Raw genomic sequence first — 26211 nt, forward strand, 5'->3', positions numbered from 1 at the left:
CAACGCAAAAAGGCCGCCAAGCGGGCGGCCTTTCCACTATTTTTCAGCAAGCCTGCTCGGATCAGCCGTCGTAGTCGGCGCCGATAGAGGTCGAACGGGTCGGTGCCGAAGCGGTGATCCGCAGTGCTTCTGCGGACTGGCTCAGCGAACCCACTTCATCCATCTCGTCATCGTCGTCCGGAAGGATTTTCTGCAGGTTGGTCACCGCAGCTTCGTGCAGTTCCTTCGGCTTGACCGTCTGCTCGGCGATTTCGCGCAGGGCAACGACCGGGTTCTTGTCGCGATCGCGATCGACGGTCATTTCCGCACCACCAGAAATCTCACGCGCCCGCTGGGCAGCCAGCAGGACGAGATCGAAACGGTTGGGGACCTTGTCTACGCAGTCTTCGACAGTAACGCGCGCCATTGGCACTCCGATGCAAATCAAGTGATTCCGGGAAAGTGCGCCACTTAAGCGTTCGGGGGCCGACAGTCAAGGATTGCCACCCGTCAGCAAGCGAGTAAGGCCGGAAGTATGGGAGACATCGAAACGGCCAGCCCCGGCGCGGACTTTACCGATCCGGAGCCTTTCGAAATGGATGCAGCGGGCCAGCATCTCGCTTTCTATCCGGGCGGGGAGGACAGGCGTAAGGCGTTGTTCGATCTCGTCGCCGGCGCACGGAAAAGTCTCGACGTCTGCTTCTACATATTTGCCGAGGATACGGTCAGCACGCAATTTCGCGATGCGCTAGTTGCGGCGGCAAGGCGCGGGGTCCGGGTCACCCTCATCGTGGATCGTTTCGGCGCCGATGCGACCGATGCGTTTCTGCAGCCTCTGGTAGAAGCGGGCGGCGAGTTCCTGTGCTTCTCGGCTAAGTGGACCCGGCGCTATCTCATCCGCAACCACCAGAAAATGGTCATCGCAGATGGCAGGAAAGCGATGTTCGGGGGCTTTAACATTGCCGACGATTACTTTGCTCCTCCGGCCGAAAACGGGTGGAACGATCTCGGCATCGTGATCGAAGGATCTGCGGTTGAAGGCCTGAACGACTGGTATTCCAAATTGCGCCAATGGACCGAACGTGAAGAGCAGCACGCCCGGGAAATCGCGCGCACGGTCCGCGACTGGGAATGGAAACAGGCCCGCACGACATGGCTGGTCGGCGGTCCGACGCGTGGTTTATCCAGCTGGGCGCGCTGCGTGTCGGACGATCTCGTGTCCGGCGATCGCCTGGATATGTTCATGGCCTATTTCAGCCCGCCCAGGAAGCTGCTGCGCAGGATGGGCCGGATCGCGCAGAAAGGCGCGACGCGCCTCGTGATGGCCGGCAAATCGGACAATGGCGCCACGATCGGCGCCAGCCGCTCGCTCTATGGCTATCTGCTTTCGAAACGGGCGCAGATCTGGGAATTCGCGCCATGCAAGCTGCACACCAAGCTGATCGTGCTGGACGATTCGGTTTATCTCGGCAGCGCGAATTTCGACATGCGCAGCCTCTACATCAATCTCGAACTGGTGCTGAAGGTTGACGATGCCGCCCTGGCTGATCGCATACGCGACTTCATCAGCTGGCACATCGAGGCGTCCGAACGCATTTCGATACCGCTTCACAAGCAGCGCGCGACGGTCTGGAACCGCATTCGCTGGAACCTCAGCTGGCTGCTGGTATCGGTGATCGACTACACCGTTACCAGGCGCCTGAACCTGGGGATCTGACCTACTCGTATTCCTCGTAGTTCCGCACTTCCGGGCTGGAAAACTTGGTGAACTCGCTGTGGAAGAGCAGTGGAACATTGCCGGTTGAACCGTGCCGCTGCTTGGCCACGATCAGGGTCGCCTTGTTGACCAGCTCCAGATGGCGCGCTTCCCATTCGGCGTATTTCATCCGCACTTCTTCCGAACTGGTTTCGTCGGGCGTGTCGGGCTTGGTCGCGTTGTGATAATATTCGGCGCGGAAGATGAACCACACCATGTCGGCGTCCTGCTCGATCGAGCCGGATTCGCGCAGGTCGGCCAGCTGCGGGCGCTTGTCTTCGCGCTGTTCGACCTGGCGTGAAAGCTGCGACAGGGCGATCACCGGAACGTGCAGTTCCTTCGCCAGCGTTTTCAGTCCGCGGCTGATTTCCGAGATTTCGTTCACGCGGTTGTCGCTTGCACGGCCCGAACCCTGCAGCAGCTGCAGATAGTCGACGATCACCAGGCCGATATTGTGGCGCCGCTTCAGGCGCCGCGCCCGTGTCCGCAGCGCGCCGATGGTCAGCGCCGGGGTGTCGTCGATATAGAGCGGCAGGTCGGTCAGCTCTTGGCTGGCGAAGGACAGGCGCTGGAACTCCTCCCGGCTCAATTTGCCCGAACGCAGCTTCTCGCTCGAGATTTCCGCTTGTTCGGCCAGGATACGCGTGGCCAGCTGGTCGGCGCTCATTTCCAGGCTGAAGAAAGCAACGCCCGCGCCGGGCGACTTGTCGGCCTCGATTCCCGTCTTGAGATCGTCCATCAGCCGCCGCGCCGCATTGAAGGCGATGTTGGTGGCGAGCGAGGTCTTGCCCATGGCCGGGCGCCCGGCAAGGATCACGAGGTCCGAATTGTGCAGGCCGCTGGTCTTGTCGTTGATCGTGTCGAGGCCGGTGGTCTTGCCCGAAAAGCGCCCCCCCGAATTCATCGCCGCCTGAACCACTTCCAGCGCGCCGAACGCCGCCTTGCGGAAGGTCTGCGCCTCGCTGCCCGTCGTCGCGCCCTCGGCCACGCGGTAAAGATCGGCCTCGGCCATCTCGATCTTGCGCAGCGGTTCGACCTCGTCCGACGTGTCCAGCGCCCCTTCCACGAGATTGCGCCCCACGCTTACCAGTTCGCGCAGCAGCGCGAGGTCATAGATCTGGTCGGCCAGTTCGCGCGGGTGCAGCAGGCCCTGGCCGTCGGCCGTCAGCTGCGCCAGATAGGTCGTGCCGCCAAGCTGCTTCAGCGCCTCGTCGCTCTCGAAATAGGGCTTGAGCGTAACCGGCGTCGCCACCGAATTGCGGTCCAGCAGCTTGAGCACGCGTTCATAGATACGCTGGTGCACCGGCTCGTGGAAATGATCCGCCATCAGCGGCGTGGTCAGTTCCTCGATCACCTTGTTGTCGATCAGCACGGCGCCCAGAAAGGCCGCTTCCGCTTCCAGGTTGGCGGGCAGCACGGGACCTTTCGCCGATCTGGCATCGGTCGAATCGTCGTTGCGGAAGAGGAGATCGGTATCGGCCATGCGCGTCTGATGCCTGCCGCGGGGTCGTGGTGACAAGGAAATTAGGCCGCTAAATTTTCATTTCGCCCTGTGGATAGTGGGGACACTTCGCGAGCCCCTTGCCGCAACCCGCCTATCTCTGCGAAAGCAGCGCGCAGGCATGACCGATTCAGCATCTTCTCCGGGCGACCATCGCATCGCGCATATCGAGCTCGATGAAGAGACGATCATCTGGCGTAATGCCGATATCGAGCAGGAACGGCGGATCGCCATCTTCGATCTGATCGAGGAAAACCTGTTCAAGCCGGTGCGCGCGGTGGAACGCGGCGCAGCCGGGCCCTATCGCCTGACCCTTGCGGTTCGCGATGGGCGCCTGCTGATGCGGATCGCCGATCAGGACGATCAGCTGCTGGAAGAACTGTTGCTCGGTCTGGCGCGCTTCCGGCGGCCGATCCGCGAATATTTCGCCATCTGCGACAGTTATTATCAGGCCATTCGCAAAGCGACGCCGATGGAAATCGAGACGATCGACATGGCGCGCCGGGGCATTCACAATCGCGCGGCAGAGCTGCTGGTTGAGCGGCTGGAGGGCAAGATCGAAACGGATTTCGCCACTGCGCGGCGCCTCTTCACGCTCATCTGCGTACTGCATATCAAGGGCTGAGGGGTAAGTATGGCTAAGCGCGGACGCGGACGGCGCAGGGCCGGGGCGAAAAGGCTGTTCCCGCGGGTGGGAAAGATCGTGCTGCTGGTGCTGGTCCTGCTGCTCGTCGCCGGTGCCTATGCGTGGCACAAGGGTCGCAGCTGGCGGCCGGACGAGGCGGTCTGGGCCGATCAGGGCGCGCTGGTGGGCGCCGCCGATGGCGCGGTCGATTTCGGCACCATTGCGGGCCTTGGCGCCAAATTCGTCTATCTGGAAGCAAGCGACGGGGCCGGCCGCAAGGATATCGCATTCGGGCAGAACCTCGCCCGTGCACGCACCGCAGGGCTCGCGGTGGGGGCGACGCACCGTTTCGATCCCTGCGCCGTGGCCGATGGCCAGTCGGCCAATTTCGTCACCATGGTACCGCGCGACAGCGACCTCCTGCCTCCGGTCATTCTGCTGGAAACGACGGCCGACCAGTGCCCGTCGCGCGTGTCGGATGCCGCGGTGCAGAGCGAGCTGACCACGCTCGTCAACCAGATCGAGGCGCATAGCGGCAAACCCGCCATCCTCGCGCCGGTAGAAGAATTCGAAGCCGCCTATGCGCCGTCGCGCCGGTTCGACCGTCAGCTATGGCTTACCCGCAGCTGGGTCGAACCCGATTACGCAAGCAGGCCGTGGCTGATGTGGACCGCCAATCGCTGGTACAAGACCGAAGCTGCGCAGGAACCACTGCGCTGGGTCGTTGTCCGGCCCTGAGGACTGAACGATGACCGACCAGGAACTTATCGATGCCGCGCGCCAGGCTGCACAGCACTCCTATTCGCCCTATTCGAAATTTCCAGTCGGCGCGGCGCTACGTTTTGCAGATGGCAGCATCGTGACCGGAACGAATATCGAAAACGCCAGCTACGGCCTGGCCCTATGTGCTGAAACGGTCGCGGTGTCCAAGGCCATGGCCGATGGCGCGCGCGGCGGGCTGGAAGCGGTTGCTGTGACCGGTCCGGGCACAGATCCGATCACGCCCTGCGGTCGTTGCCGCCAGGTGCTCAACGAACTTGCACAGCTTGGCGGGACCGATCCTGAAATTCTCTGTGTCGGCCCGGACGAAGTGCGCAGGCTGCGCCTGTCGGATCTGCTGCCGCACGCATTCGGCCCAGCGAGCCTCGCATGATCGCGCGCCGCACCGCGCTTGGCCTGCTGGGTGGGCTGGCGGGGGCGGCGCTCATGCCGGGTTCCTTGTCTGCGAAAGCTGGCCGCAAACCGCCACGTCTGTGCGCAGGCGATACGGTCGGGCTGGTCGCGCCTGCCAGCGCTCTGACCCTGCCGGACGAACTGGACCGTGCCATCCACTGGATCACCGGCATGGGACTGGTGCCGAAGCTGGGGCAGCATGTCGGCGAACAATATGGCTATCTTGCCGGAACTGATGCCGCACGGGCAAGCGATCTCGATGCAATGTTCGCGGATCCGGATGTCCGCGCCATCTTCGCCATACGCGGGGGCTGGGGCGGGGCGCGCATCCTGCCCCTGCTTGACTGGAACCGGATTCGTGACAACCCCAAGCTGCTGATCGGCTACAGCGATACGACTGCGCTGCATCTTGCCATCGCTGCCCGGGCGGGCTTTGCGACCCTGCACGCACCCAATGGGGCGAGCAGCTGGCAGAAGGAAAGCTGGGACAGCCTGTGGCAGATCGCATTTGCCGCGGGCACGCCGGTCCTCGGCGGGGCGGATGTGGAAGATGCCGTCGGTCGCCCGGCGCGCACGCTGACCGGCGGCACGGCCCGCGGGCGCCTCCTCGGGGGAAATCTCACCATATTGTCGACCCTGATGGGCACGGGCTGGTTGCCCGACTTCGACGGTGCGATCCTCTTCGTGGAAGACATCAACGAAGACCCCTATCGCGTCGATCGCATGTTCCAGCAGTTGAAGCTTGGCGGAATCCTGGACCGTGTGGGTGGGGTGATCTTCGGCCAGTGCACCCGCTGCGGTTCCCCGACACCGGGCAGCGATACCTTCACGCTCGACGACGTCATCGACCAATACCTTGGTGCGCTTGGCAAACCGGCAATTGCCGGCTTCGACACCGGCCACGTCGGTAACCAGTTGAGCCTGCCGGTCGGCGTCGACGTGGAATTCGATGCTACGGCGCGAACCCTGCGGATGCTCCATCCCGCCGTGGCCTGATTACGGTACCCCCGTTAACCGCTCCTTGAGCGATGCAGGGTATTCCCGCTGCATCAGGAGACTCCCCAGTTATGAAATTCGTTGCCCTCAATTCGCGCGGCGGGAACTATCTCGTCGTCGCCTCGAATATCGCGTGGCTGCGCGCGGCCGAGAACGGCCAGACCACCGTCGGGATCGTCGGTGGCCAGCCGCTTCTCGTTACCGGCTCGATCGAAGAGGTCGCCCAGAAAATCCTCGAAGGCTGAGCGTTTCGCTCAGCCCTCGCGGGTTTCCAGCCATTCGAGCAAGCTGGCCAGGCAGTCGCGCGCCAGCATCTTGCAGCGTTCGGGGCTCCAGCCTTGCTCGGGTTCGGGGCTGGCCGGATTGTCCTTGTACGGCATTTCCAGCGTCATCGACGTGGCGCCGAAACGTTCGGCCACCTGATTGGTGCTCATCGCCAGATTGGCTTTGCCGGGGGCCGATTTGGTATAGCCCTGTTCGGTCTGGAAATCCGGCGTGCGGCGGTCGAGTATCGCCTCATAGCTGTAATATCCATCGCCCTGCTGGTCGGTCCAGCTCGGGATGCCTTCGAAACCAGCGAGGAAGCTGACCGGGATCGCCTCGTCGCCGTGGACATCCATGGCAAAATCAACGCCCGTTTCATCCATCCGGTTGCGAATGGCGAGTACTTCCGGTGATTTTTCCGCGCTGGGCTCGGCCCATTCGCGGTTGAGGTTCGAACCGGCGGCGTTGACGCGCAGATTGCCGCGCTTCGAACCATCGGGGTTGCAGTTGGGCACCAGATGCAGGCGGCACTTCTCGCGGAGCAGACGGCCCACGCTGTCGGCGGGGTCGGTCAGCACTTCCAGCGCACCTTCCATCCACCATTCCGCCTGCGTTTCGCCGGGATGCTGGCGGGCATAGAGCCAAACCTTGAACTCGCCTTCGCCCATCTCGAGACAATCGATCGGTTGCCCGTCGAGCGTGGTGCCGAGGTGAACGTAGTCGACGCCTTCCGAAGCGGCCGCTTCCGAGATCAGATCGTGATGGCGTTCCATCGAATAGGGCGCGAAATAGGCAAACCACGCCACGTCGCTTGCCGGCAGATAACGGATCGTCAGCGTACCGCCGTCCGCATTCTTGTCGTAACTGGACGCGGCGCGCCCCCAGTAATCGCGATCTTCGGACACGCAGGCATCGTAACCGGGCCAGCCGCCGGGATAGGCGCTTTCTTCCAGCCCGGTGATGTTCAGTTCCAGTTCGCGGCCTGCCGCGCCCGAAACGCGGAAGTGAAACCACTGTTTGAAATCGCTGTTCGTGTCTTTCGGGATCGCCAGCCTGGCGCTGGCGCCGTTAACCGACAGCACTTCGATATTGCCGCTGTCGAACGCGGAATCGATCCGGATATCACTCACTCGGAAACCTCTACTTCTATTGTTTCGCCATTGTTGCCGGGGAAGTCCCGGAACAGCGCGGAGGCGACCGTCTGGGCGTTCGCGGGTCCGCGTGCAAGGGGCGAATCTTCAGGTGCCTGGAAATCGGCGCGGCCTTCCCAGATGCTCTCGCCGGTTGCCTTGTTGCGGATGGTTACGGCCATTTCCGTACCCAGCCGATCCTTCTGTCCGCCGCCAAGATTGATGCCGATCCCAAGTCCCAGGCCCGACCCGTAGCTGCCCGTGGAACCGCCCACACCGACATTGACCGGACTGCGGCGTCCGCCGCTTCCCAGCATGTAGCGTTCCACCGAAACCTGCGCGACCTGACCCGCGCCTTCGCGCGCACTTTCGGTATAGCCGAGACGGCGCAGCTCGTCGGCAACGGCCGCCTTGTAGGGTGACAGCGTCAGGCTATCGCCCTCCAGCCCGGCGGCGCTCTCGACGAAGATGCTCCCGCGGCCCAGCTCGGCCGTGCGATCGGCGGCAACGAACCGGGTTACCTCGACGGGACCCGTGGGCGTGGTGGTGCAGGCGCCGAGCGTCAGTGCAGCGGCAAGGCCAAGAGCAATGGGTAGAGGTTTCATGTGGGCGATCCTTCTCACGTCTGTCTGAGATTTCTGTCTTTCCCTGCAACGCATGGGCAGGCAAATCTGCACCGCGAACCGTCGAGGCTCGCGTGAAGCGTTGCCGCGTCCTGATCTTGTGCTAACTCCGCGCGCCATGAACGACGTTCGAAAAGTGCCCGTCCTGGTGACCGGCGGGGCCGGGTATATCGGCAGTCACGCGGTCCTTGCCTTGCGCGATGCTGGTTGGCCGGTGGCGGTGATCGACAATCTGTCGACCGGCTTTGCCTTTGCCGTGCCTGACGATGTGCCACTTTACGAAGGCGACATTGCCGATGCGTCCCTGTTGACGCGCATTTTCGCAGAACAGGGCATCGCGGCCATCATGCATTTTGCAGGGTCCGTCGTGGTCCCGGAATCGGTCGAAAATCCGCTGAAATATTACGACAACAACACCGTCAAAAGCCGCGCGCTGATCGAAGCGGCGGTTGCTGGCGGCATCCGGCATTTCATCTTCAGTTCCACTGCTGCGACCTACGGCACGCCCGAAGTCTCGCCGGTTTCGGAAGACAGCCCCAAACAGCCGATCAACCCTTACGGCTGGTCCAAGCTGATGACCGAACAGATGCTCGCAGATGCCAGCGCGGCGCATGGTTTCAACTATTGCGCGCTGCGGTATTTCAATGTCGCGGGCGCCGATCCTCAGGGGCGCACCGGCCAGTCGACGGCCGGGGCGACGCATCTGATCAAGGTCGCCTGCGAAGCGGCGACGGGCAAGCGGGACAGCGTGTCCGTCTTCGGCACCGATTACGACACGCGCGACGGTACTGGCGTGCGCGACTACATCCACGTCAGCGACCTGGCCGCCGCTCATCTGCTCTCGCTCGAAGCTCTCATCAGCGAGCCCGACCGTTCGCTGACCATGAACTGCGGTTACGGGCGCGGTTTTTCGGTGTTCGAAGTGCTCGATGCCGTTGTTCGGGTGACCAATCATACGTTTGATCGACATCTGGTGCCGCGTCGTGCGGGGGACCCGGGCGAACTGGTTTCGGACCCTTCGCGCATCCGCTCGGTCCTGCCGTGGCAGCCGCAATACGCCGATCTCGACGATATCATCACGCATGCACTTCAATGGGAACGCAAGCTCTCCGACCTGCGCGGAAAGTGATGTATTCCCGCTTGGCCGCGCCAACACGTCGGTTCGTCGTTCTCCATTGCCGCGGGACTCCAGCCTCGTCTAAAGGGCGCCCTTGCCCATGACACTGCCCAATCTCCCGGACGGAACGCTCGAAGGTGATACCCACCTCTATGCCGTACGCGTCTATTACGAAGACACGGACCTGTCCGGGATCACCTACCACGCCAATTACCTGCGCTGGTTCGAACGGGCCCGCAGCGATCTGCTGCGCCGCCTCGATATCGATCAGCGCGCCGCGATCGAGGCGGGGGAGGGGGCGTACGCCGTTTCGGCGATAAATCTCAAATACTTGCGCCCCGCCAGGCTCGATGACGATGTGCTCATCGAAACGCGCTGTACCGAGCTGAAGGCGGCCTCCTGCCGCATGCACCAGCTTGCGTTCAGGTTGGCGGGTAAACAGCGCGAACTTCTGGCCGAGGCACATTTGCGCGTCGGCTTCGTTTCACCCGAAGGCCGGCCAAAACGCCAGCCTGAGGAATGGCGCGCGGCTTTCGCGCAATTTGCCGAGCAAGGGGAACAATGAGCTCGCTTACACTATTGGCCGCCGCGGCACCGACCCGGCTCGATCCGATCCGTCTCTTTCTCGATGCCGACATCGTCGTCCAGCTGGTCATGACCGGCCTGCTGCTCGCCAGCATATGGGTATGGATGATCATAGTCAGCTTCAGCCTGCGCGTCGCCAAGCTGCGCACCAAAACCATCGAATACGAGAGCGAGTTCTGGCAGGCGGACAGCTTCGACAGCTTGGCGTCCGAACGCGGAAAGAAGGATCTCCCGGTTGCTCGCGTGGCCCAGGCCGCCGTGTCCGAATATCGCCGATCAACCAAGACGGCGGTGCGCGATCCCGAAGCGCTCCGGGGTCGTATCACGACCGCCATGGACAGCCAGATCGCCCATGAAACCGACGAGATCGCCGAGCGGTTGAATTTCCTCGCGACCGTGGGTTCGGTTGCGCCGTTTGTGGGCCTCTTCGGTACGGTCTGGGGCATCATGAACAGCTTCTTCCAGATCGGCGCGCAGGAAAGCAGCTCGCTGGCCGTCGTCGCTCCCGGTATCTCGGAAGCCCTGTTCGCGACCGCAATCGGCCTGTTCGCCGCAATACCGGCTGTCATCGCCTACAACCGCTTCAGCCACCGCGTTGATCGTTATGAAGCGCGTCTGCAGCGCTTCGCAGATAAGCTCAACGCAACATTCAGCCGCCAGCTGGAGGCGCGCTGATGGCGATGGGGCTAGCCTCATCTCGCGGTGCGAGACGCGGGCGCGGCGGTCGCCGTCGCCCCATGAGCGAGATCAACGTCACCCCGTTCGTCGATGTCATGCTGGTTCTACTGATCATTTTCATGGTCACTGCCCCGCTATTGACGGCCGGGGTGCCGATCGACCTGCCCGACAGCCGCGCCGCCCAGCTTTCCAATGAGCAGCAGCAGGTGACCATCAGCATCGACGAGGCCGGCTATGTCTATATCGACGACGCACCGGTCGAACTCGGCGGTTTGCCGCAGGCGCTCGAAAGTCTGCCTCGTGCGGGCGGGGAAGGCCCCGACATTACCCTGCGTGCCGATCGTGCGCTGGATTACGGGCGGGTGATGGCAGTGATGGGGGAATTGAACCGTGCGGGTCTCAATCGGATTTCGCTGATCACAAACAGCGCAACCCCTGCATCGGTCAACAACCGTTCATCTGGCGCGGAATAGCCGCATGCCGATGGAGAGAGTGGGCATCAGAGCAGAGGAGCGCACCGGGCTGATCGTCGCGGTCGTGCTGCATGTCGCGCTTCTCGCCATTCTTATCGTGCAAGGCCTGTTTCCGGCGCCAGCTATCGATCCACCGCAGCGAATGACCGTAAGTCTGGCGGAAGATGTCGGCATGGAAGCAACGGCGCCCGACCCGGTAACGGAAAGTCGCGCCTCGACGGCGCCGACTATGGACGTCAATCCGGCTCCGGCACCGGAGCAGCAACAACCTGCGCCGCCTCAGGTGGAACGTCCGGTTCCGGCGCCGCAGCCGCAGCGCGAAACGCGGGCGCCATCGCCGCAACCTCGTACGGAAGCGCCAAGGGCGCGTCGGCCGGAACCGCAACGGACGCAGCCCCAGGCACAACCGCCGCGCGCGCAGCCGCAACCGCAGCCTCAACGCCAGACCAGCCAGCGCAGTGGTGGCTCGCGTCTGGGCGACAATTTCCTTGAAGGGGCCGGGGACAGCAGCCGCACAAACGAAACGCGAGCCCCGGCATCGCAAATCGGTGCCAGCACGAAGGCTTCGCTGTTTCAGGCTGTCGCCCGACAGCTTCGGCCACACTGGCAGCCGCCGAGCGGTCCCGATGTCGAAAAGATTGTCACCAAGGTACGCTTCAGCCTCAATCCGGACGGTTCGCTGGCCGGTGCCCCGAGCGTCGCCGGGCAGCGGGGTGTCACCGACACCAACCGCGCTCAGGCCGGCCGCCATGGAGAGCAAGCTGTAAGAGCCGTTCAATTGGCTGCACCCTTCGATCTGCCTCAGGAGTATTATGAGGCATGGAAAGTCATCACCGTGGATTTCGACTGGAGATTGGCCCAGTGAAGTATGTTCTCTTTGCCGCCGCGGCGCTTCTCGCCGCACCCCTTTCCGCCCAGGATCAGGCGGTTCAGAACCAGGATCTAGGGCAGCCGCTTCCCGAAGGAGGAGTGGTCGAAACAATCGATGAGGGAGAAGGCCTTTCGGGATCGGTCAGTTTCGAGGGTAATCTCGACGATCTTGGCATAGCCATTCCGGGCTTCGCGACAGATCGCGATGTATCGACGCCTGCCAATTCGTCCGGAACGGCAGCTCTCGGCAAGGAACTGGCCCGGGTGATCACGGCCGACTTGCGTAACAACGGGCTATTCAAGCCAACAGGTCCTGATTCCCTTCCGCAGCCCACGTTCAACGAAATCACTTCGCCGAATTTTCCGACTTGGTCGAACCGCGGGGCAGAAATGCTCGTTCACGGCTATGTGCGCGGACGCACCGACGGCAAGCTTACGGTCGGCTGTTATCTCTACGACATGGCGCTGCGGAGCGAACTCGTTCGTGAAGGCTGGGTGGTTCCCCCGGCAGACTGGCGTCGTGCGGCGCACAAGTGTTCCGACCTTATCTATTCGCGTCTGACTGGCGAAAGCCCGTTCTTCGACAGCCGGATTGCTTATATCGCAGAGACCGGACCGAAGGATAATCGCAGCAAACGCCTGGCCATCATGGATAGCGATGGTGCCAACCACAGGTTCATTACGACCGGTCGTTCGACGGCGCTGACGCCGCGCTATTCGCCAGACTACAAGAAGCTGTCCTATCTCAGCTATGTCGACGGCAATCCGCGCATCTACGTCTATGACATCGGAACCGGTCGTCAGACGTTGATCACGCAGAGCGACAACCCGACGTTCGCCCCGCGCTGGAGCCCTGATGGAAACTGGTTGCTCTATTCGATGGCAGTGGGCGGCAATACGGATATTTATCGCGTTTCGGCACGTGGGGGCGAGAGCATTCGCCTGACCGACACGCCAGGCATCGATATCGGCGGCTCCTATTCGCCCGATGGCCGCCAGATCGTGTTCGAAAGCGATCGGTCCGGCGCACAGCAATGCTATGTCATGAATGCCGACGGGACGAACCAGCGCCGGATCAGCTTCGGCGGTTCGCGCTGCGCGACCCCGGAGTGGAGCCCGCGCGGCGACCAGATTGCTTTCACCAACTCAAGCACGTTCAACATTTCTGTCATGACACCATCCGGCGGCAATGTTCGGGTGTTGACCAATGGCTGGCAGGATGAAGCCCCGACCTGGGCGCCGAACGGCCGCATCATCCAGTTCTTCCGTACCGAACGCAACAGCGGCAAGGCAGCGCTGTATCAAGTCGATCTTACGGGTGAAAACCTACGCCAGCTCCCGACGCCCGTCGATGCATCCGATCCGGCTTGGGGACCGATTCTGCCATAACTGCATTGAGTTATGACAGGGAATGGATCCTTGGCGGATAACGATCAACCAAGCTGTTTAAAAGGGGACAGCCTATGAATACTCGTGTTGCCACCGGCCTGATGCTTGCATCGACCATCGCGCTTGCCGCTTGCCAGAAGAAAGCACCGGAAGAACTTCCGCCGCCGCCGACAGAAACTGCGCCGGCTCCGGCACCGGCACCCTCGGGTCCGGGTGTTGGTTCGCAGCAGCATTTCATCGATGCGGTGGGACAGCAGAACACGGTCGTCTACTTCGACACCGATCAATATAATATCGATGCCGAAGACCAGGCCAAACTGCAGCGTCAGGCGCAGTATTTCAGCCAGTATTCGCAGGTGAATTTCACCATCGAAGGACATGCCGACGAACGTGGCACGCGTGAGTACAACCTCGCGCTGGGTGAACGCCGCGCAAATGCCGCAAAGAACTATCTCGTTTCGGTCGGCGTCCCGGCTAACCGCATCCGCACGATCAGCTATGGCAAGGAACGTCCGGTTGCCCTGGGGTCGAACCAGGCTGCCTGGGCACAGAACCGCCGCGCAGCGACGGTCACGATCAACTGACTAAGACGAAAGGGCTCCCGAGTTGGGAGCCCTTTTACAGTCGGTTGAACTGCAATGGCGGGTCACTGACCTGCGTAAAGTTCGATCAGCGGCGCTCTGCTGGCAAAGTGCGCCGGATTGTCGATGGAGAATGCGCCGAAACCCGCACTTAATGCGAACAATGCCATCGATATCGATGCCGCCAGTGCGGAAATCGTCAGCTGTTTGCTCATTTTATCATCCGTTCGATGCGTTGCGGCAAATCATATAAATCGTCTTGGTTGCATTGCAACATTTCATAATGAAACTGAATTAACCGATCTTGTACCTTTTGCCAGCGCCCCTAGATTGACCGCGATGCCCAATCGACAAACGACATATATTCGCCGTGGTTAAACCGCGTAGGTCCAACGATTGGGGATTTCCGCGCTGGCGCGGATATGGCTCTGCCCGCGAAGCTACCACCGTGCGGCTGTGCGACCGGCATGGCTGTGAAGAGCCTGGCAATTGTCCCGCCCCGAAGGCGCCGAACAGCCCAGAACGATGGATGTTTTGCCAGAAGCATGCCGCCGAATATAATCAGAAGTGGGACTATTTCGAAGGACTCGACAAAGCCGAAAAGGAAGCTCGCGCGCAGACCGAGCGCAGTGAGAACGCAGGCTATGCCGAAGCCCAACATTATGGCTGGAGCGGCAGCGGCGATGGTTCGCGCAGCGCGGATGAAATGCGCGCGCTCGAAGTTCTCGAACTCGAAGCCGATGTCGAGTTCGGTGCGATAAAGAAAGCGTGGCGGGAAAAAGTCAAAAAGGTGCATCCCGACGTGAAGCCCGGCGACAAGCAGGCCGCGGCAGAGTTCCAGAAGCTGCAGTTGGCTTACGAAGTGCTGAAATCGGCGGAAGAGCGCCGCGAATGGCGGGGCTAATACGTTAGCGCTCGGCGCCAAGCTGAGTGGTGTTTCCTGTCTGCAAGGTAACTGTACGGTTCGGTTCCTGGCGTCTTCTTTCAGGGCAGGTCAGTCACGCGTGCGAGAATCGCTTTGGCCATCTTCTCACCCAACTGCGGTCCCTGCACGGGGTAGAGATAGGGTTCGATCATTTCCGCTTCCATGACCGCAAGTTCGCCTGAAGCGAGCCGGACCATATCGATGCGGCAGTAAAGTGGGCGGTCGAAGGGTAGCGCAGCTACCACTGCCTCTGCTGTCGCGAGATCCTGTTCGCTCGGCACATAATCGCATTCGATGCCGCCGTAGAGCGATTGGATCCGGTAGTCCCCTTCGCTTGCGCGCTTCAGCACGCCGTGACTGAAACACCCTTCGATGAAGACAAAGGTATATTCGCCTTCCTGTACAATGCTCGGGAGGAAGGGCTGCACCATGCAGGCATGCCTCATGGCCCAATCTTCTCGGGGCAGTTCAGTTCGGCTGAAGCTATGCTGGCCGAGAGCCCCAGCACCAATCTGTCGCTTCACGACGATGCGATCGGTGTCGAATTCATCCATCGCGCGGATGATGCCGGCACGATCGACATCGTCGAGCCAGAGTGTCGGGACCGTCGTGGCGCCTCTATCCGCTAGCTCTTCCAGATACCGCTTGTTCGCGTTCCAACGAACGATCTCGGGGGAGTTGCATATTAGGACGCCGCGATCCGCAAGAGCATCCAGTTTGGCAAGAAAATCCTGAGCGTGATCCTGGTAGTCCCACGCCGTTCCGAGCAGCACCAAGGCAATGTCGTCGAAACATTCGAGCGGGGCCCGCCAGTCGATCTCGACCAGCGTGAGCCCCACGGTCTCGAAGGCCGGTCGTAGGGCGCCGACCTCGAGATCATGTTCGAATGCATCTCCGCGACGGGGGCCGCCATTGGGAAGCGTTTCCGCGCAGGCGAGAAAACCGATGCGTGTCAGACTGCCTCCAGCGCCTGTTCGAAGTCGGCGATCAGATCGTCCGGATCCTCGATCCCGATACTGATCCGTACCAGATTATCGGAAATTCCGAGTTCCGCGCGGCGTCCTTCCGCGACCGAAAGGTGAGTCATCGAAGCCGGGTGACTTGCCAGAGTTTCTGTTCCGCCAAGGCTGACGGCGAGCTTGGCAATTTTCAGACTGTCGAGAAAGCGGAAGCACTCGGCCTCTCCGCCTTTTAGCAGTAGTGAAAAAGTGCTGCCGGCGCCCTTGCAATGGCGATCATAGATATCCTGCTGGCGGGCATCCTTTATCATGCCAAGATAGCCTAGGCCTTCGACCTTGGGGTGCTTGGCAAGGTAATCGCAAACCCGCGCTGCATTGTCTCCGGCCCGCTGCATGCGAAGTTCGACCGTCTCGAGCGAGCGCAGAAGCATCCATGCGGTGTTGGGATCGCAGATGCCGCCCATCGTGTTGCGAAGCATGCGGACCGGGTCCATCCATTTCTTCGCTCCGGCGATGCTGCCCGCGACGAGGTCGGAATGGCCGCCGACATATTTGGTCAGCGAATAGACCACGATGTCCGCGCCCTGGTCGAGCGGACGCTGCCAAAGCGGACCAAGGAAGGTGTTATCGATGGCAATCGGACAGTCGAGCCCAGCCTCATCGACGGCCGCGCGGACGGCTTCGACATCGACCAGAGCATTTGTCGGATTGCCGGGACTTTCGAGATACACCATGCAGACGTTGCCGCCCTGCGATTTGGCTTGCGCCTTCGCTTTGCTGAGCACTGCGTCGATGTCTTCGCGCGTGGCACCGGCGGGGAAATCGACATAGGTGATGCCGAAGCGTGCAAGCACCTTGGCAACGAAGCCTTCAGACGCTGCATAAAGCGGACCGGAATGCACGATGACATCGTTCTGATTGGCATAGGCCAGCATCAGGACACAGATCGCCGTCATGCCGCTCGAGAAACTCAGCGCGTCTTCGGCGCCGTCCCAAACGGAAAGGCGATCCTCGAGGATTTCCTGATTGGGGGCGTTGAAGCGCGAATAGACCAAGCCGTCCGAACCGCCTGGGCGCTTGCCGGTGATGCCTTCGAAATGGCGTTTCCCATCGGCAGCGCTTGGGAACGCGAAGGTGGACGTCAGGAAGATCGGCGGTTTGAGGCTACCTTCCGACAGCACCGGGTCAAAGCCGTGACCCATCATCAGTGTGCTGGGCTTGAGTTCGCGGCCACCGATCTTGGTCACTTCCGGCTTGGGCGCCATGCGGGGCGAGGTGGGGTCGATATCGTGATCGCTCATTGGGGAGCATCCTTCCTAAAACACGCTCCCAGGAAGGCGGGAGCTGATCGAATGATCGCGGCACCCGTTCCTAACCTCCGCAGGAACGCTTCTCCGCCAACCGTCGCTTGTAGCGATCCCACTAGTTTGCTTCGTGATCGCGTTCAACTAGGCCCGCGCATGGCGAGCAGGGTCAGGCTTGCATCTGCAACAGCCTAGTGTGTCCAGTCGAGCTGGACGCTGTCGATATGCCAGCGAAGTTGGGCGGCACTGGCGCCTGGCACGTCGTTGACGCGGCGAAGGACGATGGGGCCTTCATATCGAATGGGACGACCATCCTTGTCGTTTGCCGTTATGGTGGCCTCACTGGTGTAATAGGATGATCCGGCCGCGCCTTCCATGGAGCCATCCGGGACTGCTACCGTGATCTTGCCGAGATCGGCGAATAAGGCGCGCCATTGAGCCTTGCTCCACCTTTGCTGATCACCCTCGTCAAGCATTTCCCACGCTTGATCGAACTCGCGCAGCTCAATGGCGCGGGCAAAGGACAGCAAAACGTTGCGAGCCCCTGTTTCACCGCGTTCCGCCTCAGGAGTCAGGGGGGCGGGGGAGAGATCGGGCGAACCATTGTTCTCTCCACCTGTCATCTGCCCAGTAGCCTGGGTCGGAGCAGGAAGGGCGACCTCCACGGAAGATCCACTTGCCGGGGTGGTCGCCGGGCTGTCCTGATCTGTTTCGGACTGGTTGCATGCCGTTAGCGCGAGACTGCAGGCCACGGCGAGAATGGACGCATGTTTCATGCAAAGAAAAACCGGGGAGACGCCATTCGCGTTCCCCGGTTCGTCGCTTTTGATTGCGTTATCGGCTGACTATTTGGGAGCCAGCACCATGACCATCTGGCGGCCTTCGAGCCGCGGGAAGGCTTCGACCTTGGCGATTTCTTCAACATCGTCACGAACGCGGTTGAGCAGGTCCATGCCGAGTTGCTGATGGGCCATTTCACGACCACGGAAACGCAGGGTACATTTCACCTTGTCACCGTTCTCGAGGAACTTGACGACGTTGCGCATTTTCACATCGTAATCGTGATCATCGATGTTCGGGCGCATCTTGATCTCTTTGATTTCCTGCGTCTTTTGCGTCTTTCGCGCGAGGTTCGCCTTTTTCTGCGCCTCGTAGCGATATTTGCCGACGTCGAGGAATTTGCACACCGGCGGGTCCGCGTTGGGGGACACTTCGACGAGGTTGAGGCCGAGTTCGTTGGCCTGCTCGACAGCTTCGCGGGTGAACATAACGCCGAGGTTCTCACCTTCGTGATCGATCACGCGGACCTTCGGCACATTGATCATGTTATCGTAGCGAGGGCCGCTTTTCACGGGCATCTGCATGCTACGGCGGGGTGGACGGGCTATGGGGCAATCTCCTTTGGTGGCCGTACTAGAAAGGGCGCATGTAGGCATTGTTCCGAGGATTCGGAAGTGTGTTATGCGAATGGGGCGCAGTTTATCGCTGCGGCGTTGCGCTTAAGCAGCGCGATTCCACAAATTGAACCGGGCCAACTGGCCTTTTGCGGGTACCACGGCATCGATCCGCTCGGCCGGTTGAAGCGCCGCAAGGATGGCTGGATCGGCCGCATTCATTCCGCCCGTATAAGCGCCGAAGGCCGGCAATATCATCCGACCGGATGGCTTCCCGTCCGCCCCGTCGTTCGCGCTAACGACAGCGCATGGCCGACGGATGTTGCGATGGCGGATTTTGAGTTGCAGACGCGGATGGTAATGGCCCGACAGCTCAGGTCGGGTCTCACCCTTGTGCGCTCGGTGGCGCAAGACAACGCCCCCCAATTCGAGTTCTTCCACCAGAACACCGCCACATCGCGCATCCATGTGCGGATCGTGATTGCCCGTGATCCACACCCAGTCGACGGCCTTCGTCAAAGCCTCGAGCATCCCGCAGGCATGAGGCTCGAGCCGCGCAGATCCGTCGGAATCATGAAAATTGTCTCCAAGCGTAATAACACGGCGCGCGCCTGTTTCGCGAATGGCGAGTGCAACACGTTCCAGTGTCTCTCTGCTATCGTAAGGCGGGATCATCTGCCCGTGACCTGCAAAAAAGCTCCCTTTCTCGAGGTGCAGGTCGGCGACTAGTAGCGCGCGTTCACGCGGCCAATACAGCGCGCGGCCCTCTGTCAGGAGCCATTCCTCACCGGCGAACGAAAGGGGAACCATAGCTAGCTATTGCCGTAGCCAAAGTGCGATGGCAAGGCCTTTGGCATGACCGACTGGACACAGCAAACCGACGCCGCCCGCAAATGGTTCGAAAACCTGCGCGATCGCATATGCACCGAGTTCGAAGCGATCGAGCGCGAGGCAGGTTCGGAGGCGAGTTTCCGATACGACAGCTGGAGCCGTAAGGAAGAAGGCAATTCAGATCCTGGCGGCGGTACGCGCGGTTTGATGAAAGGCAAGGTCTTCGAAAAGGTCGGCGTAAACGTGTCGACTGTTCGCGGAAATTTCGCGCCCGAGTTTGCAGGTACGATCAATGGCGCCAGCGCCGAAAGCCCCGGCTTCACTGCGACGGGTATCAGTCTGGTAGCTCATATGGCCAATCCGCATGTTCCCGCGGTACATATGAACACGCGCTTCCTGACCACAGGGAAGGCATGGTTCGGGGGCGGGGCGGACTTGAATCCCCCGATCCCGTATGAAGAGGATACGGAACAGTTTCACGCGCGTTTTCGTGCCGCCTGCTCAGCACATAACCCGACCTATTACGAACGCTTCAGAAAATGGGCCGACGATTATTTCTATATCCCGCATCGTAGTGTGCATCGCGGGGTCGGCGGCATTTTCTACGATCACCTGGAATGCGAAGACGAGGCTGCATTCGAACGGAATCTTGCTTACACGAAGGACGTGGGTGAGGCCTTTCTGGATGTTTTTCCCTCGCTTGTCCGCCGCCGAATGGAAACCGAATTCACGCCCGAAGACAAGCAGACCCAGCTGGAATGGCGCGGCCGTTACGCCGAATTCAATCTGGTCTACGACCGCGGGACTTTGTTCGGACTGAAGACCGGGGGCAATATCGACGCCATTTTGATGAGCCTGCCGCCCGAAGCGGTGTGGAGCTGATCAGCTAAGCCAAAAGCGCAGGACGTAAGCGACCGCGCCGAGGACGCTTACGCTCGCCAGCCAGATCGCTGCCATCCAGGCGAGGCGCTTCCAGAGAGGAGCCTGCGTCAATGGTAGCCTTCGTCTCCGACCTTGCCACGAAACACCCAATAGGCCCAGGCGGTATAGGCGATAATCAGCGGCATGGTAATGCTGACGCCAATCAGCATGAATATCTGGCTGCGTTCGGGCGCGGCAACATCCCATATGGTGAGCCCCGGTGGGACCACGTACGGCCACATGGTAACGCCCAGTCCTGCCATGCCGAAAAAGAACAGCGCAAGGCTGAGCCAAAATGGCTTTGAATGACGCTCCACCGACAGCGAGCGAAGCAGCGCGAGCGCTATAAGTCCTGTCAGGATCGGCACGGGAGCAGCGAAATAGATTTCGGGTGCGGTCAGCCAGCGGTCTGCATATTCGGGTCGTAGCCCGAGATTGTAGACGCTTACACCGCCCATGAGGATGAGAGTAGCCCATGCTGCGCGCTTCGCCAGCGTGCGGGCGTGCGCCTGCGCTTCGCCATCGAGTTTCCATACCAGCCAGCAAGCACCGAGCAGCGCATAACCGGCTACCGTGCCGATCCCGGTAAGGAGCGTGTATGGGGTGAACCAGTCGAACCAGCTGCCCGCGTAGGCCCGGTCGACGACATCAATGCCTTGCAGCAGCGCGCCAAGGGTCATCCCCTGTGCCATCGCAGCCACCAGGCTGCCGCCGGTGAAGGCGAAGTCCCAGAGGCGTCGATGCGAAGGGTCGCGCCACCGGAACTCGAAAGCCACGCCGCGAAACACCAACCCCAGTAGCATGGCAATTATGAGTGGGTAGGTTGCGGGAAGAATTACGGCGTAGGCGAGCGGGAACGCGGCGAACAGGCCGCCGCCGCCGAGCACAAGCCACGTCTCGTTCCCGTCCCACACCGGTGCGATCGAATTCATCGCCCGGTCTCGCTCGCGTCCGACTTCGAAGCTTGGGAACAGGATGCCGATCCCCAGATCGAAGCCGTCCATGACCACATAGGCGAAAACCGCGAAGGCGATGATAAAAGCCCAGACGACGGTGAGATCGACGTTAACGGCCATCGTCTGCCTCCTCGTGGTTCGAAGGGAGGGTGTCGGGATTGTGACCCGGATTTTGCGTCGGCCCGGGTGTGATACCGGCGATCCGCACGGGCCCCTTCTCGGTTCGCTTCACGCCCTTTTCCCCGGCATGAGGCGGTGCCTTCATCAGTCGCAGGATATACCAGACGCCCACGCCGAAAACCGTAAAGTAGACGATAACGAAAGCGAGCAAGGATGCCCCGACTGCCGGGGCATCAAGCGGGCTGGCCGCATCGGCTGTTCGCAAAAGACCGTAAATCACCCACGGCTGCCGGCCGACTTCGGTGGTGACCCAGCCGGCGATGACAGCGATAAAGCCGCTCGGCCCCATGAGCAGGGCGGCACGGTGCAACCATTTCCAGTCGTATAGTTTGCCCCGCATTCTGGCGAAAAGGCTCCATAGGCCTACGCCAAGCATGGCGAATCCCAAGCCGACCATGATGCGGAAGGTCCAGAAAACCACAGCCACTGGCGGCTGTTCGTCGCGCGGCACGGTGTCCAGCCCATCCAGCGGTGCGTCCGGATCATGCTTGAGGATGAGCGACGAGAGTTTGGGGATGCCGATGGCATATCTGAGTTCTTGCGCATCCTGATCCGGAATGCCGAAGAGATACAGAGGGGCACCGTCCGGATGGCTTTCGAAATGCCCTTCCATCGCCATCACCTTTGGCGGCTGATGTTCCAGAGTGTTGAGGCCGTGCATGTCGCCCGCAAATATCTGGATCGGCACCACCAATGCTGCCATCCACATGGCCATCGAAAACATCTTGCGTGCGTGCGCATTCGTCCGATCTTTCAGCAGGTGCCATGCGCCGACACCACCAACGACGAACGCGGTGGTAAGGTAGGCAGCCAGCACCGTATGGACCAGGCGATAGGGAAAGCTCGGGCTGAAGACGATATTCCACCAGCTCTCGCCGGGCAGGAACTGCCCATTGGCGCCCATCTCGAACCCGACCGGGGTCTGCATCCAGCTATTGACCGAGAGGATCCAGAATGCAGATACGAAGGTGCCGAACGCGACCATAAATGTAGCCGCGAAGTGCAGGCCTTTCCCAACCCTGTTCATACCGAAAAGCATGACGCCGAGAAAACCCGCCTCAAGGAAGAATGCCGTAAGCACCTCGTAAGCCATCAATGGCCCGATTACTGGCCCGGCCTTGTCTGAAAACACGGCCCAGTTCGTCCCGAACTGATAACTCATCACGATGCCGGACACGACGCCCATCGCGAAAGTGATTGCGAAGATCTTGAGCCAGTATTTGAACAGGTCGAGATAGAGTTGCTTGCCGGTTTTCAGCCACAAGCCCTCGAGCACCATGAGGTAACTCGCCAGCCCGATCGACAAGGCCGGAAATATGAAATGGAAGCTCACCGTGAAGGCAAACTGGATCCGGGCGAGCAGCAAAGCGTCAAAGCCATCGAACATGGTTTATCGCCCTAGCCGGTCGCCCCAATCATTTCCAGCTATGTGCACGCACCGCATGTTGCGCGCAACGCAACCTTATTCTTCGGGCGCGTAAACCCTGACCCAATCGACGAGCATCGCCACTTCGCCCGACTTGACCTTGTCGACCGTAGATTGCGGAACGCCGTTATAGGGTTTTTCTATGCCGTTTGTCTTGAACGGATAGGCCCCGCCCATCGCGAAATTCAGGATCAGGTATTTGGGATTGTCGAATGCCCACTTTCCGTAATTTTCGACCATAGGGCGCGTCACGCGGTACAGCGTGTGGCCATCGACCTGGAACAGGATCTCATTCTTTTTCCATTCAACCGCATAGACGTGCCAGCCCGTTACATCTTCACCTTCGGAAAAGTAGAACTTGTTTACCAGCGGAGTTTCGCCGGAGTAACCAGGGCCGTGCAGGGCGACACCAACCCAGTCCTTCTCGCCAACATATTCCATGATGTCGATTTCGCCGGTGCCGGGCCAAGCATCGTTACCGAGCAGCCAGAAAGCTGGCCAAACGCCATCGGCGTCTGGCATTTTGATGCGGGCTTCGGCACGGCCATATGTGAATTCGTACTTGTTCTGGCTTTCCACCCGGCCGGATAGAAAATCCGCCTTGCGTTCGGGATGGGGATCTACGCCCGGCTCGAATACGGGGCGTAGCATCAGCGCGCCTCCATCGGCGCCCGACACCCCATCGACGATCGACAGTACGGCCGGGTCATCCACATAGGCCTGTTGTTCGTTATTGACCCAGAAGTCCGTGCCGATAACGCCCCACTTCGTGCGATCGAGTTCGGCCTGGTTGAATTCATCCGACCATACGAGCGTACGATCACCGCTTGGCTCCTGCGCCGCCAGCGATGGTGCAGCAAGGCAGGCTGCCGCTGCGCATATGAGTGCAGTTCGGATCACAACATTTCTCCCTCGTTCTTTGTTAACGTTCTCATCGTATGGGATCAGGGATTTGGCCAGTGTCTTCGATATGATTTCGGCTGCAGGGCTGGCGCGCATTCGACAGATCGGCAATAGAGTCCCGGAACCGAAAAGAGGCCGGATCGCGCATCCGGTATTATAACAAGCCGGAGTTTCCCCATGCGTCGTCTAGCTGCCCCGCTCGCCCTGTTACTTGCCAGCACCGCCTGCACTACGATGGAGACCGCACCGCCCATGGCCAACCCTGCATCGGATCGTATGGTTTCACCGATTCTGACCCGTCCGGATGCCGTCGACAGCGCGACGTATGCAAAGCCCCAGATAGCGCGAGTTACCCACGTTGCGCTCGATCTGGCGCTCGATTTCGATGCCAAACGCGTAAGTGGCACCGCCGAACTCGATGTGCTCGCACAGCCCGGCGCCAAAGAGATTGTGCTCGACTCGAACGGGTTGGAAATCGCCCGTGTAACCGATGGTGCGGGGCGTGAGCTTCAATATCAGATCGGCGAGACGATCGCCGAAGGAGGCAAGGGCGCGCCGCTGACAATCGCGCTGGACGGCGCGCAAAAGCTGCGCATCGAGTACCGTGCGTCTGCTGATGCGGACGCGCTACAATGGTTGAGCCCCGAACAGACCAAGGGCGGCGTTCATCCGTTTTTGTTCAGCCAGGGTCAGGCCATTCTCAATCGCACGTGGATACCAACTCAGGATAGCCCCGGCATCCGTCAGACTTGGGAAGCGCGCATCACCGCGCCCAAGCCGCTCGACGTTGTGATGAGCGGCGTGCGGCAGGGCGAGCCCGAAGATCTCGGCGATGGCCGCCGCGCGTTCAAATTCGTGATGGACAAGCCGGTCCCCCCTTATCTGATCGCTATCGCGGCCGGTGATATCGATTTCAAAGCCATCGGACCGCGCACAGGCGTCTGGGCAGAGCCTGCAACGCTGGATCGCGCATGGAAAGAGGTTGGCGATACGGAAGACATGGTTGTCGCTGCCGAGCAGCTTTACGGCGATTATCGCTGGGGCCGCTACGACATGATCGTGCTTCCGCCTTCCTTCCCTTATGGCGGAATGGAAAATCCGGTCATGACCTTCCTGACACCGACTTTCATTGCGGGCGACCGTTCGAATAACGGCCTCGTTGCCCATGAATTGGCGCATAGCTGGTCCGGCAACCTCGTGACGAATGCCGTATGGGAAGATAGCTGGCTCAACGAAGGCGTAACCTCATACTTCGAAAACCGGATCGTCGAGGCGGTCTACGGCAAGAAGCGCGCCGAGCAGGAGGCCGCTCTTTCATTCGCTGCGATCGAAGAGACTTTGGCCGAAGTCGGCATGGACGCGCCTGGTAGTGCGTTGCATCACGAACCCGGTGCCGACGAACTCGGCAGTGCGATCACATACGACAAGGGCCATTTCTTCATGCGGACCTTGGAACGCACCATAGGCCGCGAACGCTTCGATGCCTGGTTGCGCCAGTGGTTCGACAACCACGCTTTCCAGCCTGCTACGAGCGAGCTCATTTATGAGGACATGCTTGCAAACCTCGTTACTTCGCCAGCCGAAGCACAAGCGCTGAAGCTTCGTGAGTGGATTTTCGAACCAGGCTTGCCATCGAATGTCGTGCGCCCTGATCCTGCCGCTTTCGCTGAAGTCGATGCGGCCGTATCGGCTTATACAGCCGATGGGTCGATCCCTGCCGCCTATAGCGGCTGGAGCGCGGCGGAGCAGATGCGGTTCCTAGACAACATTCCAAAAATACGCAGTGCCGAACAACTCGCCGCACTCGACAGCGCGCTCGGCCTGTCTGACGCTGGAAACAACGAGATCCTGTTCCTCTGGCTCGAACTTGGACTGATGAACCGATACGAGCCTGCCGTTCCGAAAGTAGAGGAGTTTCTCGCTGAGGTCGGCAGGGCAAAATTCGTGCGCCCGCTGTTTCAGGTCCTGTGGGACGAAGGCGAATGGGGCCAACCGATCGCGCGGCGCATCTACGCCAAAACACGCGATAGCTATCACGCGGTAACACGCGCCGGTGTTGAGAGAATTGTAAGGTCACGATGACTGACAAGGCCCCCTCCCCGCGAGCGGGCGAGAATGCTGAAATGGCCACTAAGACGTCAGAGGGAGTTGCTTTGGCGTTGATTGATCTAGGAAAGCGCAGTTCGTACAAAAGAAAGGCCGGTCAAAACAGGAAACGTGGCGTTGGCAACCTGTAATCCCCCAAAGTCGCTAGATTAGTTATCTGCCAAATCGAATTGGCACACCTAATGTATGCGCTGGAGCGAGATTGAAGGCACGCGAGGCGGCTCCTGATGTGAGCTGACGCGAAAACGCAACGCTGGCGCCCGGCTTTGCAACACTTGGTGCCGACTCGAAACCCGTTAGGCACGCCGCATCCGTGCGGACCAGCATACCGATCCGCAAGCGCGAAGGGAGGATGATGACGCAGGAGTCAAGGCGGCAGGATCACCGTGACACGATGAAATAATCGCTACGCGCGGACGCTTGGCGGACGATCTGTGGGGTTGGCACGGGTTCGCGCGTTTCGCCGGATCACAGGTGACTCATAGAGTCGCCGATGTGCGTTTTTGCGCCAGGTGTTTGAACCTTGTTGCAGGCCTGAAAGGTGGGCAGGCTAAGCAAAGCAGTTG

At 60.7% G+C, this 26211-nt stretch carries 30 protein-coding genes; 16 read left to right on the forward strand and 14 right to left on the reverse strand.

Annotated features, from left to right (window positions below; translation table 11 throughout):
- Positions 1-61: 61 nt before the first annotated feature.
- Complete coding sequence (rpoZ, locus tag K3177_RS05090) at positions 62-406, reverse strand: DNA-directed RNA polymerase subunit omega (RefSeq protein WP_103024549.1); 345 nt, start codon at positions 404-406, stop codon at positions 62-64.
- Positions 407-514: 108 nt separating this feature from the next.
- Between rpoZ and K3177_RS05095 the strand changes: the two genes are divergently transcribed.
- A complete protein-coding gene (locus tag K3177_RS05095) occupies positions 515-1696 on the forward strand; it encodes a phospholipase D-like domain-containing protein (protein ID WP_221597372.1) in 1182 nt (393 codons plus the stop codon).
- Between the two features lies 1 nt (position 1697).
- Here K3177_RS05095 and K3177_RS05100 read toward each other — a convergent pair whose 3' ends face one another.
- Complete coding sequence (locus K3177_RS05100) at positions 1698-3218, reverse strand: replicative DNA helicase (RefSeq protein ID WP_221597373.1); 1521 nt, start codon at positions 3216-3218, stop codon at positions 1698-1700.
- A gap of 139 nt (positions 3219-3357) precedes the next feature.
- On the opposite strand from K3177_RS05100, the gene K3177_RS05105 reads away from it, so the two are divergent.
- The 5 genes from K3177_RS05105 (at position 3358) to K3177_RS05125 (ending at position 6275) form a co-directional block, all read left to right on the forward strand.
- Positions 3358-3861, forward strand: coding sequence for a UPF0262 family protein (locus K3177_RS05105; protein ID WP_221597374.1), 504 nt, complete (start codon positions 3358-3360; stop codon positions 3859-3861).
- 9 nt (positions 3862-3870) lie between these two features.
- Positions 3871-4599, forward strand: a complete 729-nt coding sequence (locus K3177_RS05110; protein ID WP_221597375.1) for a glycoside hydrolase family 25 protein — start codon at positions 3871-3873, stop codon at positions 4597-4599.
- Between the two features lie 10 nt (positions 4600-4609).
- Positions 4610-5014 (forward strand): cytidine deaminase, encoded by a 405-nt coding sequence (locus K3177_RS05115; RefSeq protein WP_196847772.1) that lies wholly within the window; start codon positions 4610-4612, stop codon positions 5012-5014.
- Positions 5011-6030, forward strand: a complete 1020-nt coding sequence (locus K3177_RS05120) for a S66 peptidase family protein (protein WP_221597376.1) — start codon at positions 5011-5013, stop codon at positions 6028-6030. Before K3177_RS05115 ends, K3177_RS05120 begins: the two co-directional genes overlap by 4 nt.
- Positions 6031-6101: 71 nt before the next feature.
- Positions 6102-6275 carry a hypothetical protein gene (locus K3177_RS05125; RefSeq protein ID WP_173830077.1) on the forward strand — a complete coding sequence of 58 codons (174 nt, stop codon included), beginning with the start codon at positions 6102-6104 and terminating at the stop codon, positions 6273-6275.
- 9 nt (positions 6276-6284) lie between these two features.
- On the opposite strand, the gene K3177_RS05130 is transcribed toward K3177_RS05125, so the two are convergent.
- Together K3177_RS05130 and K3177_RS05135 are read right to left on the reverse strand one after the other, a co-directional pair.
- Complete coding sequence (locus tag K3177_RS05130; RefSeq protein ID WP_103024556.1) at positions 6285-7424, reverse strand: M14 family metallopeptidase; 1140 nt, start codon at positions 7422-7424, stop codon at positions 6285-6287.
- Positions 7421-8029 (reverse strand): hypothetical protein, encoded by a 609-nt coding sequence (locus tag K3177_RS05135; RefSeq protein WP_221597377.1) that lies wholly within the window; start codon positions 8027-8029, stop codon positions 7421-7423. The genes K3177_RS05130 and K3177_RS05135 overlap by 4 nt, the downstream gene beginning before the upstream one ends.
- Positions 8030-8165: 136 nt before the next feature.
- Here K3177_RS05135 and galE point away from each other — a divergent pair, with 136 nt between their 5' ends.
- The 7 genes from galE to pal all read left to right on the forward strand — a co-directional run bounded on the left by galE (position 8166) and on the right by pal (position 13743).
- A complete protein-coding gene (gene galE / locus K3177_RS05140; RefSeq protein ID WP_221597378.1) occupies positions 8166-9176 on the forward strand; it encodes a UDP-glucose 4-epimerase GalE in 1011 nt (336 codons plus the stop codon).
- An 88-nt stretch (positions 9177-9264) separates the two neighbouring features.
- On the forward strand, positions 9265-9729 hold the full coding sequence (locus K3177_RS05145) for a YbgC/FadM family acyl-CoA thioesterase (RefSeq protein ID WP_103024558.1): 465 nt from the start codon (positions 9265-9267) through the stop codon (positions 9727-9729).
- Entirely contained in the window at positions 9726-10424 is a 699-nt protein-coding gene (gene tolQ / locus K3177_RS05150; RefSeq protein ID WP_221597379.1) for a protein TolQ, read from the forward strand. The genes K3177_RS05145 and tolQ overlap by 4 nt, the downstream gene beginning before the upstream one ends.
- Positions 10424-10900: an ExbD/TolR family protein gene (locus K3177_RS05155; protein WP_196847776.1), complete on the forward strand. Its 477-nt coding sequence runs from the start codon at positions 10424-10426 to the stop codon at positions 10898-10900. The genes tolQ and K3177_RS05155 overlap by 1 nt, the downstream gene beginning before the upstream one ends.
- A 4-nt stretch (positions 10901-10904) precedes the next feature.
- Entirely contained in the window at positions 10905-11765 is an 861-nt protein-coding gene (locus K3177_RS05160) for an energy transducer TonB (protein ID WP_247714227.1), read from the forward strand.
- Positions 11762-13159, forward strand: coding sequence for a Tol-Pal system beta propeller repeat protein TolB (gene tolB / locus K3177_RS05165; RefSeq protein ID WP_234003233.1), 1398 nt, complete (start codon positions 11762-11764; stop codon positions 13157-13159). Before K3177_RS05160 ends, tolB begins: the two co-directional genes overlap by 4 nt.
- Before the next feature lie 74 nt (positions 13160-13233).
- On the forward strand, positions 13234-13743 hold the full coding sequence (pal, locus tag K3177_RS05170; protein ID WP_103024562.1) for a peptidoglycan-associated lipoprotein Pal: 510 nt from the start codon (positions 13234-13236) through the stop codon (positions 13741-13743).
- 62 nt (positions 13744-13805) lie between these two features.
- Here pal and K3177_RS05175 read toward each other — a convergent pair whose 3' ends face one another.
- The gene (locus K3177_RS05175) at positions 13806-13955 is read right to left on the reverse strand and encodes a hypothetical protein (RefSeq protein WP_221597380.1); all 150 of its coding nucleotides are present in this window, start codon (positions 13953-13955) and stop codon (positions 13806-13808) included.
- Between the two features lie 155 nt (positions 13956-14110).
- Between K3177_RS05175 and K3177_RS05180 the strand changes: the two genes are divergently transcribed.
- Positions 14111-14644 carry a J domain-containing protein gene (locus K3177_RS05180; protein ID WP_221597381.1) on the forward strand — a complete coding sequence of 178 codons (534 nt, stop codon included), beginning with the start codon at positions 14111-14113 and terminating at the stop codon, positions 14642-14644.
- 80 nt (positions 14645-14724) lie between these two features.
- Here K3177_RS05180 and K3177_RS05185 read toward each other — a convergent pair whose 3' ends face one another.
- The 5 genes from K3177_RS05185 to pdeM form a co-directional block, all read right to left on the reverse strand.
- Positions 14725-15504: an ATP-grasp domain-containing protein gene (locus K3177_RS05185; RefSeq protein WP_345725355.1), complete on the reverse strand. Its 780-nt coding sequence runs from the start codon at positions 15502-15504 to the stop codon at positions 14725-14727.
- A gap of 113 nt (positions 15505-15617) precedes the next feature.
- The gene (locus K3177_RS05190; protein ID WP_221597382.1) at positions 15618-16925 is read right to left on the reverse strand and encodes a cystathionine gamma-synthase family protein; all 1308 of its coding nucleotides are present in this window, start codon (positions 16923-16925) and stop codon (positions 15618-15620) included.
- A 194-nt stretch (positions 16926-17119) separates the two neighbouring features.
- On the reverse strand, positions 17120-17704 hold the full coding sequence (locus K3177_RS05195) for a hypothetical protein (RefSeq protein WP_221597383.1): 585 nt from the start codon (positions 17702-17704) through the stop codon (positions 17120-17122).
- Positions 17705-17773: 69 nt separating this feature from the next.
- On the reverse strand, positions 17774-18292 hold the full coding sequence (gene infC / locus K3177_RS05200) for a translation initiation factor IF-3 (protein WP_103024566.1): 519 nt from the start codon (positions 18290-18292) through the stop codon (positions 17774-17776).
- 135 nt (positions 18293-18427) lie between these two features.
- Positions 18428-19132 carry a ligase-associated DNA damage response endonuclease PdeM gene (pdeM, locus tag K3177_RS05205; protein WP_221597384.1) on the reverse strand — a complete coding sequence of 235 codons (705 nt, stop codon included), beginning with the start codon at positions 19130-19132 and terminating at the stop codon, positions 18428-18430.
- 45 nt (positions 19133-19177) lie between these two features.
- Between pdeM and hemF the strand changes: the two genes are divergently transcribed.
- Positions 19178-20035 (forward strand): oxygen-dependent coproporphyrinogen oxidase, encoded by an 858-nt coding sequence (gene hemF / locus K3177_RS05210; protein ID WP_221597385.1) that lies wholly within the window; start codon positions 19178-19180, stop codon positions 20033-20035.
- On the opposite strand, the gene K3177_RS05215 is transcribed toward hemF, so the two are convergent.
- The 4 genes from K3177_RS05215 to K3177_RS05230 form a co-directional block, all read right to left on the reverse strand.
- Positions 20036-20185, reverse strand: coding sequence for a DUF2474 domain-containing protein (locus K3177_RS05215; protein ID WP_221597386.1), 150 nt, complete (start codon positions 20183-20185; stop codon positions 20036-20038).
- Positions 20143-21150, reverse strand: coding sequence for a cytochrome d ubiquinol oxidase subunit II (gene cydB, locus K3177_RS05220; RefSeq protein ID WP_221597387.1), 1008 nt, complete (start codon positions 21148-21150; stop codon positions 20143-20145). Before cydB ends, K3177_RS05215 begins: the two co-directional genes overlap by 43 nt.
- A complete protein-coding gene (locus K3177_RS05225) occupies positions 21140-22597 on the reverse strand; it encodes a cytochrome ubiquinol oxidase subunit I (protein ID WP_221597388.1) in 1458 nt (485 codons plus the stop codon). Before K3177_RS05225 ends, cydB begins: the two co-directional genes overlap by 11 nt.
- Before the next feature lie 75 nt (positions 22598-22672).
- Positions 22673-23536, reverse strand: a complete 864-nt coding sequence (locus K3177_RS05230; protein WP_345725356.1) for a glycoside hydrolase family 16 protein — start codon at positions 23534-23536, stop codon at positions 22673-22675.
- Positions 23537-23716: 180 nt separating this feature from the next.
- Between K3177_RS05230 and K3177_RS05235 the strand changes: the two genes are divergently transcribed.
- Positions 23717-25621, forward strand: coding sequence for a M1 family metallopeptidase (locus K3177_RS05235; protein WP_221597390.1), 1905 nt, complete (start codon positions 23717-23719; stop codon positions 25619-25621).
- Positions 25622-26211 lie beyond the last annotated feature (590 nt).

Origin of the sequence: Qipengyuania pacifica (assembly GCF_019711555.1) — a bacterium.
Lineage (GTDB): Bacteria > Pseudomonadota > Alphaproteobacteria > Sphingomonadales > Sphingomonadaceae > Qipengyuania > Qipengyuania pacifica.

Excerpts from the sequence above, each read along its gene's own strand:
- K3177_RS05110 (WP_221597375.1), top strand. The coding sequence starts at position 3,871 with ATGGCTAAGCGCGGACGCGGACGGCGCAGGGCCGGGGCGAAAAGGCTG.
- K3177_RS05100 (WP_221597373.1), bottom strand. The coding sequence starts at position 3,218 with ATGGCCGATACCGATCTCCTCTTCCGCAACGACGATTCGACCGATGCC.
- K3177_RS05125 (WP_173830077.1), top strand. The coding sequence starts at position 6,102 with ATGAAATTCGTTGCCCTCAATTCGCGCGGCGGGAACTATCTCGTCGTC.
- infC (WP_103024566.1), bottom strand. The coding sequence starts at position 18,292 with ATGCAGATGCCCGTGAAAAGCGGCCCTCGCTACGATAACATGATCAAT.
- galE (WP_221597378.1), top strand. The coding sequence starts at position 8,166 with ATGAACGACGTTCGAAAAGTGCCCGTCCTGGTGACCGGCGGGGCCGGG.
- pal (WP_103024562.1), top strand. The coding sequence starts at position 13,234 with ATGAATACTCGTGTTGCCACCGGCCTGATGCTTGCATCGACCATCGCG.
- K3177_RS05105 (WP_221597374.1), top strand. The coding sequence starts at position 3,358 with ATGACCGATTCAGCATCTTCTCCGGGCGACCATCGCATCGCGCATATC.
- hemF (WP_221597385.1), top strand. The coding sequence starts at position 19,178 with ATGACCGACTGGACACAGCAAACCGACGCCGCCCGCAAATGGTTCGAA.
- K3177_RS05135 (WP_221597377.1), bottom strand. The coding sequence starts at position 8,029 with ATGAAACCTCTACCCATTGCTCTTGGCCTTGCCGCTGCACTGACGCTC.
- K3177_RS05175 (WP_221597380.1), bottom strand. The coding sequence starts at position 13,955 with ATGAGCAAACAGCTGACGATTTCCGCACTGGCGGCATCGATATCGATG.
- K3177_RS05195 (WP_221597383.1), bottom strand. The coding sequence starts at position 17,704 with ATGAAACATGCGTCCATTCTCGCCGTGGCCTGCAGTCTCGCGCTAACG.
- K3177_RS05095 (WP_221597372.1), top strand. The coding sequence starts at position 515 with ATGGGAGACATCGAAACGGCCAGCCCCGGCGCGGACTTTACCGATCCG.
- K3177_RS05190 (WP_221597382.1), bottom strand. The coding sequence starts at position 16,925 with ATGAGCGATCACGATATCGACCCCACCTCGCCCCGCATGGCGCCCAAG.
- K3177_RS05225 (WP_221597388.1), bottom strand. The coding sequence starts at position 22,597 with ATGTTCGATGGCTTTGACGCTTTGCTGCTCGCCCGGATCCAGTTTGCC.
- K3177_RS05160 (WP_247714227.1), top strand. The coding sequence starts at position 10,905 with ATGCCGATGGAGAGAGTGGGCATCAGAGCAGAGGAGCGCACCGGGCTG.
- rpoZ (WP_103024549.1), bottom strand. The coding sequence starts at position 406 with ATGGCGCGCGTTACTGTCGAAGACTGCGTAGACAAGGTCCCCAACCGT.
- pdeM (WP_221597384.1), bottom strand. The coding sequence starts at position 19,132 with ATGGTTCCCCTTTCGTTCGCCGGTGAGGAATGGCTCCTGACAGAGGGC.
- K3177_RS05145 (WP_103024558.1), top strand. The coding sequence starts at position 9,265 with ATGACACTGCCCAATCTCCCGGACGGAACGCTCGAAGGTGATACCCAC.
- K3177_RS05155 (WP_196847776.1), top strand. The coding sequence starts at position 10,424 with ATGGCGATGGGGCTAGCCTCATCTCGCGGTGCGAGACGCGGGCGCGGC.
- K3177_RS05235 (WP_221597390.1), top strand. The coding sequence starts at position 23,717 with ATGCGTCGTCTAGCTGCCCCGCTCGCCCTGTTACTTGCCAGCACCGCC.
- K3177_RS05115 (WP_196847772.1), top strand. The coding sequence starts at position 4,610 with ATGACCGACCAGGAACTTATCGATGCCGCGCGCCAGGCTGCACAGCAC.
- K3177_RS05120 (WP_221597376.1), top strand. The coding sequence starts at position 5,011 with ATGATCGCGCGCCGCACCGCGCTTGGCCTGCTGGGTGGGCTGGCGGGG.
- cydB (WP_221597387.1), bottom strand. The coding sequence starts at position 21,150 with ATGGCCGTTAACGTCGATCTCACCGTCGTCTGGGCTTTTATCATCGCC.
- tolQ (WP_221597379.1), top strand. The coding sequence starts at position 9,726 with ATGAGCTCGCTTACACTATTGGCCGCCGCGGCACCGACCCGGCTCGAT.